The following is an 11,623-nucleotide window of genomic DNA, read 5'->3' on the forward strand; positions in this document are numbered from 1 at the left end:
GCACAGCGCGGCGGCGATTCGCGGCAGCGCCGCCGCTGCAACGCGCGAGCGGCATCAACACTCCGTAAACACTTAAGATCGAAGCGGAGGCGTGGTCTGGACGAGTTTGCGGCCCCCGCTGGCTTTGCTGCTTTGGCCGAATCCAAAGCAGAACAGAGTCTTTCGTCTTCTCACTGCAACTCCCTAACCGGACATTGCTGGGCAAAATCGAAAGGACGACAAGATTTTTTGGGCTGACACAAAGCCGCCACTCGAAAGAGATATGAAAACAAAACCCCATCCTGCAGCCATCGAGGCCGCGGGATGGGGTTTCGCTTGGGGGGCCGGCGCTGAAACCAATAGCCCGGCAAATCCAGTCAGATGTTCCGCAGGCGGGAATCATAGGCCCGGTCGAGCAGCCCCTTGAGGCCGTCCAGGGTCTGACGGCGCAGGCGCGCGGCTACGCGCTCCTGCAACCGGGCGATGGCGGCCTGGCATTCCGGGCAGTAGATCACTTTGTCGCCCACCACGAACAGGCCCTCTCCGGCCAGCCCGGCCAGGGCGCGCTCCAGGTCGGCCACCCGCCCGGCGTCTATCTCCCGCTCCAGCTTGTTGTAATCGATTGCGCAACAGGCACAGCCCATTGTCACCCCGTGCATAGAATTTGAACGCCCGTGTCCGGATGGTCCTTGTACTTTGATTATCGAGACATTGGGGCGCGGGCTTTAGTTTTTCGCAAGCGGGGCAGGGCGGTGATATTATTCTGCACCCATCTTCAGCCGTCAGGCCGTCGCAACCCGGCCGTTGTGGGCCGCGCAAGGGAAGGGTCCGCAGAGCCGGTGTTTCTGAGTCCATGAAGGGTCGCACCCACGTGTGCGACCGGGCGGACACATGGGTCCGCCCCTACATAAAAACGCTTCCGGTCTCTATGTACTGTACATTCTCTATTTACCGAGTCGATTGCTGTCTGGCATGTTTCAGAGCAGGTCGGCGGAGCGCAGGACCCGGGCGAACCAGTGGGCCTGGGTGCGAAGAGAGCCCAGGTGCAGTTCCTCGTTCAGGGCGGCAGTGCAGTCAGCGGGCAGGAAAGGCAAAAAATCGCACATGAACGCATCCCGCACCGTGGCCTCCACGCAGACGTTGGTGAACAGGCCGCAGACCACGACCTGGGTCACTCTCAGCGAGCGCAGGGTCAATTCAAGATCAGTGGCGTGAAACGAGCTGTAGCGCCGCTTGGGGATCACTTTCTCAGTGGGACTCACCTCGAGCGCGGAGCTGACCTCCACCTCCGGGCTGCCCTCCTGCGGCAGGGTGGGCCACCAGGCGCGCAGGCACTCGCCCCGGTCGACAAACTGCCCCTTGTTCTGCTGGGCGGCGAAAATCACGGGACGGCCGGCGGAACGGAAAGACCCGGCCAGGCGCGCCACCCGCGGCAGGATCACCGCGCCGTTGGGGGTGTAGAGCGGGAAACCACTCTCCAGGAAAAAGCGCTGCATATCCACCACGATCAGGGCGGCCTGCTCCGGGATAAAACGGGGGGCGCGGCGGTTGTAGGGGGCGATCAGCTCCAGGTGCCGTGCGGTGACTGAGTCCAGGGTTTCAGCGGTGAGGTATGTCTGGCGCGGCGGCCCGGCGGCGGCTTCTGTCATCCGGCTTTTTCTCCCTCGTCCGGGCCTGTCGATCCGGACATCTCATCGGCCAGCATGCGCTTGAGGTAGGTGCGTTCGATCAGCGACAGATGCCGGAACAGTATCCCGGCCGAAAAAAGTTTATCCCCCTCGGGACGGCTCACCCAGCGCACCTCGCCGAAACACATCATCACCGTGCGGCGGTAGGCGGGCCCCTGTCCGGGAACGCTCTCGAACGAGTGCAGGTCCGGCACCTCGAACCTCACGGACAGGCTGTCGCCCTTTTTCAGCTCGCACCCGGTCTGGATACGCGCCCCGCTCTCGCTGAAATCCAGGGTGCGGGCCGGCACAACCAACAGCTCCCCCACCCCGGACAGCACCGAGTACTCGACCCTGTACTCACGCGGATGACGCTGGAACAGGCGCGCTTCCTGACTTTCCATTTTTGTCTCCCGGCAGGCCGCTCCGCCCGCCTTACTCAAAATACGAGGGTGAAACGCTCCAGTCAACCGGCTGCAGAACGTCTCACTCCCAGCGCAGCACGCTGACAAAATGCGCCTCACCCTGCGCCGGGGCGCACAGGACCGCCTGGACACACGGCTCGCTCTGGCCGAACGTGCGGCTGAACCAGCCCCGCAGCGGGGCGCTCTCACCACGGTGAAGAGAGACCGTGCAGCGCGGATCGGGCTGGATCGTGAGGCAGTGCGCCCCGTTCTCCGCGCGCAGGGCGCCTTTCTCCTCCTGCGGTGCGCTCACCCGGCAGCCGGGCTGGAAAACGAAATTTATCTCCACGCTTCGCGAGCCCGGCCCCAGGCCGGTCAAGCTGTCCTCCACCACCAGCCGGCGTCCGGTCAGGTCAAGGGTCAGCCTGCGGGTGTGCAGCGGCGGCTCCCGTCCCGGCAGGGCCGCGGTCCGGCCGGCCAGCACGGCCTGACGGCTCTCGCAGGCCTTCGCCTCGATCAGCTCCGAGCGCACTGTCTCCGGCTGGAAAAAACAGGCCCGCGGCGCGGCCTGGGAGCGCCCATCCAGGCTCAGGGTGTTGTGGGCGGCTGTGGAGCGCAGGTATTCGCGCAATGCGGGATCGTCCAGGTAGGCCCCGGTGCCGGGGTCGACCAGGAACGGCAGGCCGTCGATAAAAAGGCTGAACGAGAGACGGTCAGCGTGGGCATGGGCATGGCAGGGCGGCGCGCCCCAGTGACCGCACTCGAAACGCAGGAAAAACCCGGGCGCGCGCAACACATAATGCCCGCTGCGCTCGAACCGCTCCAGGAGAAGGCCGGGCTGAGTCACGGCCCCCGGTGGGACGACAAAGGCCCGTGCCCCGAAAAGCCGCGCCGAGTCCGGGTCCGGGCGGAAAGAGTGCCGCAGCGGTTCGTTCTCCAGGCCGAGCCAGAGCAGGTTCAGCGCCCGCGTGTACCTGTCCTGTTCCGGGACAGCGGGCGGGCCGGCCACCGCCGCCGAGTCGCTGTCGCCGAACTCGCTGACCGCGCGACCGCTGTCGGTGGCGGCGCAGAGGAAACGGTAGGCCAGGGCGAGCTTTTCTTTTCCCCGGCTGGAAAGCTCGAACCCGTGCGGTCCGGCCAGGCGCTTGGCCACTACTGCCGCCGTGGCGCTGAAAGCCAGATAATGCAGCGAGCCCTCCAGCGGGCCGCCGTCCTCCAGGACCAGAGCCGCCAGGCAGCGCTCCAGACGTTCCGCCCCGGCCCGCCGCCAGACGTGGGCGCCGGGCAGCTCGCCCAGGCAGAACCCCAGCGTGATCAGGGCCACGGCCTCGACCGCCAGGTGGTTGAGCGCGGTGGAGCCGCGGCTCAGGTGCGTGTGGAGGTAATGCCCGTGCAGGTAAAGAAGCCCGGCCAGAGATTTACGGAATCGATTGTTTTGGAAAGGATCACTGTCGTGGCAGAGGGCCGCGGCCTGGAGCAGCGAGACCGCCCGCAGGGCCGCCTCCAGGGCGTTGGACCAGTTGACCGAGCGCAGGAACGGATTGGCCTCGGACCAGTTTTCGATCAGCGCCGCCGCGCGCACGGCGTAGCGGCTGTCGCCGCTCAGACGGAACGCCTGGCCCAGGCTGACCAGGGCCTGCAAGCGGTTCAGCTCCCAGACAGCGCGGATATCGGCGCCGGAGGAGCCGGAAAGCCCGGGGGCTACAACGCGCGCCGCCTTTCGTCCCTCCGGGCTGCCGGAGGGGTCGACGTTCCAGGCTGGGAACTCGCCCAGGAGCAGCCGCCGGCCGAAAAGCTCCCACTCGCCCCGCAGCACCGCCGCGGCCTCAGCCAGAACCGGAGAGTCGAGACCGGCCTCGCGCCAAAGGCTGTTCGCTTGATTGTCCAAGGGAAAAAGGCTTTCGAGAGGGTCCAGGCAGTCTGCCTCCACGCGGGCTGCGGCGCGGCGCGCCGGTCCGTAGCCCAGCCGGTCCGCGGCCAGTCGCCATGAACGGTGGGCGAACTCGGCGGGGCTCATCGCCAGCAGTCGTCGCAGCAGGAGTGCGGCTCTCAAACTGTCCCTCCCTCGGGTGGATACGGCGCTCAAATATACTCAAGAGCAGCGCGCGGGACAAATGTTTGCGTCCGGCCGCTGTCAAAATATGCGCTTCCAGCCCTTAGCCGCTTGTCCGGGATTGATTTATCGGGCGGGATTGGTTATTTTGAACGGATAATCCCGCGCCGCGAGCGCATCCGACTGAAAGCAACCCGCAACCCAATGACCTTCGAGACACAGCCATGCGTATCCTGATGATACACGCCGATGAATTCAGCTATTTCGTCACCGACCGCACCAGCGCGGTGGGCAAGGGAGTCGAACTGGAGGAAGACCAGAAAGGGGCGACCCTCGGCGAATGCCTGGTTGTGTTCTGCTGCTCGGAAAAGGGCGACGACAAGGGTGTGGCCTCGGTGGCCGGCCAGGTGGCGAAAGTCGCAGCCGACCACGCCCGCCGGGTCAAGGCCCCCACGGTGATGGTCTACCCCTACGCCCACCTGTCGAGCAACCTGAGCACCCCGCGCGTGGCGACCAAGGTGCTGGACAGTATCTACGAGAAGTTGTCCAAGGAAGAGGACCTCGAGGTCAAGCGCTCGCCGTTCGGCTGGTACAAGGGGTTCAACGTGAAGGCCAAGGGCCACCCCTTGAGCGAGCTGGCCCAGACTATCGTCCCGGAGAAAGAGGCCAAGCCGGCCGAGGCCGGGGTCGAAAACCAGGCCCTCAAGGCCGAATCGGCCCTCAAGAGCGAGTGGCTGATCGCCGAGACTGGCAAGGGCTACTCCCCGGCCGACAAGTACAATTTCCAGAAACGCAAGAACCTGGCCAAGCTCTACCGCTACGAGAGCGCCAAGGACCGTGTCTCCGACCAGCCGCCCGCGCATATCGAGATGATGCGCCGCCTGGAGCTGGTGGACTACGAGCCGGCCTCCGACCCGGGCAATTTCCGCTGGTACCCCAAGGGACACCTGGTCAAGCAGCTCTGCGAGGAGATGGTCTCCTCCATGGTGGTGGCCTACGGCGGCATGCGGGTCGAGACCCCGATCATGTACGACTACCAGCACCCCAAGCTCAGCCGCTACCTGCAGCGTTTCCCGGCGCGCCAGTACGTGCTGGTCTCCGAGGACAAGGAATATTTCCTGCGTTTCGCCGCCTGTTTCGGCCAGTACATGATCCAGCACGACATGCAGCTCAGTTACCGTCACCTGCCAAGCCGTCTGTACGAACTGACCCACTACAGCTTCCGCCGCGAGCAGACCGGCGAGCTGGCGGGCCTGAAGCGCCTGCGCACTTTCACCATGCCCGACATGCACACCCTGGCGCGCGACATGGAGCAGGCCAAGGAAGAGTTCGCCAACCAGATCGCCCTGTGCAAAAAGTGCATGGCCGCGTTCGAGCTGGAATATGAGGTGGCGATCCGTTTCGTGCGCGATTTCCGCGACCAGAACGAATCATTCGCCGAGAAGCTGCTCGAGATCGTGGAGCAGCCGGCCCTGGTCGAGCTGTGGAACGAGCGTTTCTTCTATTTCGTGACCAAGCTGGAGTTCAATTTCGTGGACGCCCAGGACAAGGCGAGCTGCCTGAGCACGATCCAGATCGATGTGGAAAACTGCGAGCGCTTCGACATCAAGTACATCGACGAGAGCGGCGAGGCCAAGCACCCGCTGCTGCTGCACGCCTCGGTCTCGGGCAGCATCGACCGGGTGATGTACGCGATGCTGGAAAACCAGGCCATCCGGATGAAACAGGGCCACAAGCCGCAGTTGCCGCTCTGGCTCGCCCCGACCCAGGTGCGCCTTCTCCCGGTGAGCGAGAATTTCAACGAGCACTGCCGCAAGGTGCTGGCCGAGCTTCCCTGGCGCGTGGATTTCGATGACCGCGACCTGACTGTGGGCCGCAAGATCCGCGAGGCCGAGCGCGAGTGGGTCCCCTACGTGGCGGTGATCGGCGAGAAAGAGGTGGCCGAGAACAACCTGAGCGTGCGTCTGCGTGACGGCAGCCAGGTGGCAATGACCGCGGCCCAGTTGAGCGACGAGATCGCGAACAAGACCGCTGGCCTGCCGTTCCGGCCGGTCAATTTCCCGACCCACCTGACCAAGCGCCCGGTGTTCGTGGGCTGAGGCGTGAGGTCGCGTCTTGATGCGAAAGGGCCGTCCGATGCCAGGACGGCCCTTCGTGTTGGTTGGAATATTGGATCATCAATGTAGGGGCGGCCCCATGTGGCCGCCCGGGCGCACCCGCGTGTGCGCCCCTACAGGACAAGGCCCGTACACCTTTTTCTAAATCCCGGCCCGCTGCCTGTCGATTTATAGGATGTGCGCCGTTTGGCGCAGTTGAGGGATAACTCTGCCCGGAACGAGCATGCGGCTGAAAACAACGCTGATCATTTCGCTCCTGATTGCAGCCCTGGCCCTGGGCTGCTCGGATGACAAGAACCCGGCCGCGCCCGTGGCGGGCGAGGCTGTGCCCGTGACCGCGGCCGCGCAGATCGAGGGCCGCTGGAACTCCGTTCAGGCCTGGGTGGATGGCCTGCCGCTGAACACCTACACGGTCCCGGCCTTTGGCGTTGGCCGCTATGACGCAGTTATCGCCGCCTGGTCGAGCGGCCTTACCGTGACCCGCACCGGCGAGGCCAGCGCGTTGTTCTCTCTCCAGACCGAGGGCACGAGCGTTGACACGGCGGGCAGCGGGCTCATGAAAAGCGGCGGGTTCGATTACTGGGGCGACCTGGTGCTGGACGGAGATGGCGGGGTGAGCGCCACGCTGCGCACCGGCCGCTCGAAGGACCGCCCGTTCGTGGGCCAGGCAAGCCTTCTGGCAGATACGCTTGTGCTCAATTTCACTCTCTCCTCCCCACCCGAAAAAGCCGTTGGTTTCCTGCCCAACGCCCAGACCAGCTTTATTGCGAGGCTGGTAAGGCAGTAAAACGTCCCGTCCGCTTAATTTCTAAATCTAAAATCTATCTTCAAGCCTTTCCAATTGCCCAAACAAAGGGGATTTGTTTATGATAAAACCCCTGTAGCCACACAAACAATGAACTACCTCGCAGCAAGCTGCAGGTATCAGCTTCTGGAATTATACACGGCCGAAGCAAGCTTCGGAGAATTCAACATAGGAGAATAAAACACTTGACTTATACAATCCCAGCCCACATCAATTAAGCACGAAATCAATTACAATTTTACTGTTGGGGGGATTAAAAAAATGAACGTTGTTTCTTCAGTATTTAGATTAGAAAGCGACCGTGGATATTTTGCACCGATCCTCGACGTACAATATTCTGAAAAAGATACCGGAGCAAATTGGCTGATAACTTGTGGCGGGACTAGAGTTTACTTAGTAAGGACAGGCAATAATCTTAATATGGATATTAATGATCAATCGGCAGATAGTCATTTTATGGCAAACAGAATAACAAGTGCACTCTTTATTAGCGGATTCGGTCTCTTTAGAGCCTCAGCAATGGGGAGGTTCTTCTTTTTAGATATTAGCGAAGATAAAATTACAGTACGCACTCATTTCGACTTACGAGAACCTTTAAAAGAAAATGAAAAAGGACTTGATTCTTCTGAATTAACAGACTGGTTAATATTCATTTGCCAAAATCTACTGTTTAGAAGGGCTTTAGATGATGCTTATATGGCCTTACTAAATCCCATTGAAGCAGACTTTTATATCTATAGGGGTATGGAATGGCTTCTAAGGGCCGGGAAAATAGGCTGGAATGATTTAGCATCTGATATAGGATATTCAATCAGTGATATGAGAGAATTCAAAAAAATGGCCAATAATGACTATGGTCAAAGACACGGTATAGAAAGCGGGAAAAAAGTCAGAGCTGTGGCCAAAGGATACGGATGCCTTGTGGCTGATTATATTTATGGATTTACGAAAGTGAGAGCAAGAGTAGATACAGACTTCAAAGGCATTGATCCGACAAGAGCTGCAGAAATAGTACAAAAGGCACTGCCACTGGTGCCATATCCCTAAATTACTATTACATCTACAATTTTACAACTAATGGCATTTATCAAATTCTAATATATCAATGCATTGATTATAAGCCATGTCTTACTCTCTTAAGCAATATCCACTTAATAGTTGTATGAAGAAGGCCGCCCCCATCTTCCGGGAGCGGCCTCTTGTGCTTACAGACCAATTACGACAGAACTCACCAGCAGCCCTTGATCACCTTGCCGGTGGCGGCGCTCTCGTAGGCCGCGGTCACGATCTCCACCGCCGCCAGCCCATCCTCGCCGGTCACGCCGAACATCGGCTGCTTGCCCTCGAGCACGCAATCCACGAAATACTTGAGCTGGTCCACGTAGCCCAGGTTGGCGAACTCATCCACCGCGGGCCAGGTCCAGTGCTGGGTGGTGTCGGTCTTCTCGATGGCGTAGTCGAAACCCGGGCGGCTGTAGGCCTGGATCGGGCTGGAGAAAGTCAGGTCGATGTTCAGGCGGCCTTCCTCACCGTAGATCTCCACCTTGTCGTCCATGCCGCCCACGGTGATATAGTTGCCCTCGCAGAACGCATAGCGGCCCGACTCGAACTTGAGCATGCAGGAGCCCCAGTCCTCGCCGGTGTAGGTCTTGTGGTAGAAATTCTGCTCGCCGCCGCCCGAGATGAACCCGGTGACCTCGGTCACTTTCTCGCCGAACAGGAACCGCACGAACCCGATCGGGTGGATCGCCAGGTGCATGAGCGACCCGCCGCCGCAGAACTTTTTCTGCTGGGCGAACGGGCTGTGGCTGCCGTTGTGGACCTCTTTGGCCTTGACCCAGAGCATCCGTCCTATCGCGCCCTGGTTGATCAGGTTCATCGCCTTGAGCAGGGCCGGGGCAAAGCACCAGTCCTCATCGTAGGTGAGGATCACACCCTGTTTCTTGCAGAACGCCACCATCTCGCGGGCGTCCTCGACCGAGGTGGCCAGGGGCTTTTCGCAGAACACGTGCTTGCCGTTGGCCGCCGCCTCCATCACTACCTGGTGATGCAGGAAATTGGGCACGCAGACATCGATGATGTCGATATCCTTGCGCTTACAGAGTTCCTTGTAGTCGGTCATCGTCTCCTTGATGCCCCATTTCTTGGCGTAGGGCTCCAGGTTGTCGATGGCGGCCACGGCCACGATCTCGGCCTTGGGGTTGCGCGAATAGGCATCGGCGTGGAAATCCGCCGCGAACTTGCTGCCGACTATACCGATACGGGCTGTTTTCATCTGCGAACTGCTCCTTTCGTACGATACTGAAATCATCCGTCAGCCGGGACACCCAGGCCGCGCGGACTTTCAGTGCTGTGATAGTAAGTCTTGAATCAGTGCTGCATTTGTGGGGAAAATCATACGTAAAAAAGGTAGGGGCACGGCGCGCCGTGCCCCTACGCAACCGACAGAAAAACAAGTGTGATAGAAACTTCACGCAATCAGCGCGCGGCTATCGTCGCATCCATAAAGAACTGTTGGAATATAATACCCTGCCGCGCTTCTCACCACCCTATTTTTTCTGTCCCGCTGTTTTCCAGCCGCCGTTCTGGAGAAAGAAAGTGTACTCGTGTCCGCCGCTGACAATCATGGTGTTGGCCTTGGAATCCAGATAGATCCAGCCGCTCTGGCCGCGGTACTGGCTGTCCACGCTGGCGAAGGCATCCCGCGCGGCCTGGAGGCACCTCTGGCGCAGCCCGTCGTCCTGGCTGAACTTATGGCCGTACATCACGACATCGGTAATGCGGTAGGTCCAGGGGCCGTAGCCGCGTCCGCTGCCGCCCTTGGAAGGTGACCACCAGTCGTGGAAGCCCACTTTCGGCCCGGCGGCCAGGTAGCGGCTGACAAAGTCGGCGTAGCCGGTCACGTAGCGGCGGCCCTTCTCGTAGGGCGCGCCGGTCTTCTGTTCCATCACCTCCGTGAACCGCGCCGCGGCGTTGATACAGATCGCCGCAGTCCAGAACCCGTCCACCCGCTTGTCCGGGTTGGACCGGCGGCCTTCCTCGCTGCAATACCACTGCTTTTCCGGGGCCGTGCTGTCCAGGATTTTCTCGGCCGCCTCGCGGAAACGCTCCTCCCAGGTGTACAGGTAAGCGTCGGTCAGCACCTGCAGGTTGTGGCCCGCATCCCGGTTGGGGAGCTCGATCTGGGCGAAATGCCCGGTGTTGACTTTCCATTCCACCAGGTCAGCGATCTCCAGGGCCGTTTCCAGCACGCGGCGCTCGCCGGTGAGGTAAAAATAGTACATCTGGCCACGGTTGTTGAAATGGCCGCTCTCGGGGTTGGAACCCTCGCCCCAGGGCCAGCGCAGGCTGCCGAACCAGGTCAGGCGGGGGCCGCCGCGATGCGAGGCCGTGGCCGCCTCCACCCCGTGCTGGGTGTGGGTGAACTTGCCGCCGTCATGCACCCCGCCGCGCAGACTGCTGCCCTTGACATGGTACATGTCGATGTCGCTCTCGTGGCGCAGGGCCGGCCCGGCCATGGCCCACCAGCGGCGGCTGATCTCGCTGTCCAGGCCCGTGGTGCGCAGGCTCTGCAGGATCATGCCCCAGCCGTGGTCGTACTCCTGGTTGTAGTGGCTGAGTGCGATCCGTCCGTCGTTGGGGCCGCGGGTCTGGTCGATCTCGTTCTTGGCCCAGGTGTCGCCGAAATTGCGCCAGCCGTACTCATCGATAGTCTCGATGTCGCGGATCAGGTTCTCGCTCTCGTTCATGATCGCGCCGTGGTTGAGGCGCTCGAAGGTGTCGAAGCGCTTCGGGTCGTACAGGGCCACGTCGTCGAAACAGCCGCTGTTAAGATAAAACGCGGCCGGGGCGCGGAACACCAGCGGGTGCTGGAACGCGCCCATCACGGTGGCGATACGGTTCTCCCGGGCGTTGCTGCCCTGGCGGCCGGTGTGGAAATAGAACGCGATCTCGTGGGTCTTGATCTCGCCGCCCTGAAGCTCGTGGTCATCCGGGAACTCATCGGGCCACAGCCCCACCCGCACCGTGCCATCCGCCTTGGTGGACAGGCACTTGGGGAAATTCTGCCAGAAATCGCGCACCGTGACCGCCAGGCCGAACCGGCGGTCATTGGCCTGGAGCCAGGCCTCGGGACGGTCGCGGTTGTAGGCGTCAACGCCATCGAGGAAAAATTTCGCACCCTTGAAAGTCACCGGCATCCGTCCCAGGAAATTCACATGGTTGCGGCTGAACCAGTGTTCGCCGCCCGAGGACTCCTGGTACACGCCGCCGTTGTCGGTCACGGTCATGCGGTCGAGGACCTCGGTTTCGCCGTCCCCGGCGCTCAGTTCCTGGGGGCCGTCAAAGGCCAGACGAGTCTGCAGGGACATGTCGCGCAGGAACAGGCTGCCGGGACGGCCCAGCACCCAGTGGCTCGGATCGCCGTCGCGGTCCTGGCCCGGCTGGGTGAAATTGTGGTTCTCCAGGCTGAAAAACACCCGCACCAGGCCGCTGCCGGCATGGAACTGGAGGCGCGCGGTGTAGTCGACCCAGGGGTCGCCGCGGCGGTAGCTCTCGTACTCGAACAGCGAGCCCTTGACCAGCACAGTGGCGCGCAC

9 protein-coding genes are annotated in these 11,623 nt (G+C 61.5%); 3 read left to right on the forward strand and 6 right to left on the reverse strand.

The annotated features are described in order from the left end of the window. Positions 1 to 356: 356 nt before the first annotated feature. The 4 genes from LLH00_01500 to LLH00_01515 all read right to left on the reverse strand — a co-directional run bounded on the left by LLH00_01500 (position 357) and on the right by LLH00_01515 (position 4,103). A complete protein-coding gene (locus LLH00_01500; protein MCE5269941.1) occupies positions 357 to 623 on the reverse strand; it encodes a hypothetical protein in 267 nt (88 codons plus the stop codon). A gap of 333 nt (positions 624 to 956) precedes the next feature. Continuing rightward, complete coding sequence (locus LLH00_01505; protein MCE5269942.1) at positions 957 to 1,628, reverse strand: cysteine hydrolase; 672 nt, start codon at positions 1,626 to 1,628, stop codon at positions 957 to 959. Then, complete coding sequence (locus LLH00_01510; protein MCE5269943.1) at positions 1,625 to 2,050, reverse strand: PilZ domain-containing protein; 426 nt, start codon at positions 2,048 to 2,050, stop codon at positions 1,625 to 1,627. Before LLH00_01510 ends, LLH00_01505 begins: the two co-directional genes overlap by 4 nt. An 82-nt stretch (positions 2,051 to 2,132) precedes the next feature. Continuing rightward, positions 2,133 to 4,103: a heparinase II/III family protein gene (locus tag LLH00_01515; protein ID MCE5269944.1), complete on the reverse strand. Its 1,971-nt coding sequence runs from the start codon at positions 4,101 to 4,103 to the stop codon at positions 2,133 to 2,135. A 224-nt stretch (positions 4,104 to 4,327) separates the two neighbouring features. Here LLH00_01515 and LLH00_01520 point away from each other — a divergent pair, with 224 nt between their 5' ends. The 3 genes from LLH00_01520 (at position 4,328) to LLH00_01530 (ending at position 8,072) form a co-directional block, all read left to right on the forward strand. Next, positions 4,328 to 6,202, forward strand: coding sequence for a threonine--tRNA ligase (locus LLH00_01520; GenBank protein MCE5269945.1), 1,875 nt, complete (start codon positions 4,328 to 4,330; stop codon positions 6,200 to 6,202). A gap of 241 nt (positions 6,203 to 6,443) precedes the next feature. Beyond that, positions 6,444 to 7,007 (forward strand): hypothetical protein, encoded by a 564-nt coding sequence (locus LLH00_01525; protein ID MCE5269946.1) that lies wholly within the window; start codon positions 6,444 to 6,446, stop codon positions 7,005 to 7,007. 279 nt (positions 7,008 to 7,286) lie between these two features. Next, positions 7,287 to 8,072, forward strand: coding sequence for a hypothetical protein (locus LLH00_01530; GenBank protein MCE5269947.1), 786 nt, complete (start codon positions 7,287 to 7,289; stop codon positions 8,070 to 8,072). 181 nt (positions 8,073 to 8,253) lie between these two features. Here LLH00_01530 and LLH00_01535 read toward each other — a convergent pair whose 3' ends face one another. Next, complete coding sequence (locus LLH00_01535) at positions 8,254 to 9,300, reverse strand: Gfo/Idh/MocA family oxidoreductase (GenBank protein MCE5269948.1); 1,047 nt, start codon at positions 9,298 to 9,300, stop codon at positions 8,254 to 8,256. A gap of 274 nt (positions 9,301 to 9,574) precedes the next feature. Further along, positions 9,575 to 11,623: hypothetical protein (locus LLH00_01540; GenBank protein MCE5269949.1), on the reverse strand; the 2,049-nt coding region annotated here is incomplete at its 5' end.

The organism is bacterium (assembly GCA_021372515.1).
Lineage (GTDB): Bacteria > Gemmatimonadota > Glassbacteria > GWA2-58-10 > GWA2-58-10 > JAJFUG01.

Coding starts and splice junctions, on each gene's coding strand:
- LLH00_01530 (MCE5269947.1), top strand. CDS start 7,287: ATGAACGTTGTTTCTTCAGTATTTAGATTAGAAAGCGACCGTGGATAT.
- LLH00_01510 (MCE5269943.1), bottom strand. CDS start 2,050: ATGGAAAGTCAGGAAGCGCGCCTGTTCCAGCGTCATCCGCGTGAGTAC.
- LLH00_01520 (MCE5269945.1), top strand. CDS start 4,328: ATGCGTATCCTGATGATACACGCCGATGAATTCAGCTATTTCGTCACC.
- LLH00_01500 (MCE5269941.1), bottom strand. CDS start 623: ATGGGCTGTGCCTGTTGCGCAATCGATTACAACAAGCTGGAGCGGGAG.
- LLH00_01505 (MCE5269942.1), bottom strand. CDS start 1,628: ATGACAGAAGCCGCCGCCGGGCCGCCGCGCCAGACATACCTCACCGCT.
- LLH00_01525 (MCE5269946.1), top strand. CDS start 6,444: ATGCGGCTGAAAACAACGCTGATCATTTCGCTCCTGATTGCAGCCCTG.
- LLH00_01535 (MCE5269948.1), bottom strand. CDS start 9,300: ATGAAAACAGCCCGTATCGGTATAGTCGGCAGCAAGTTCGCGGCGGAT.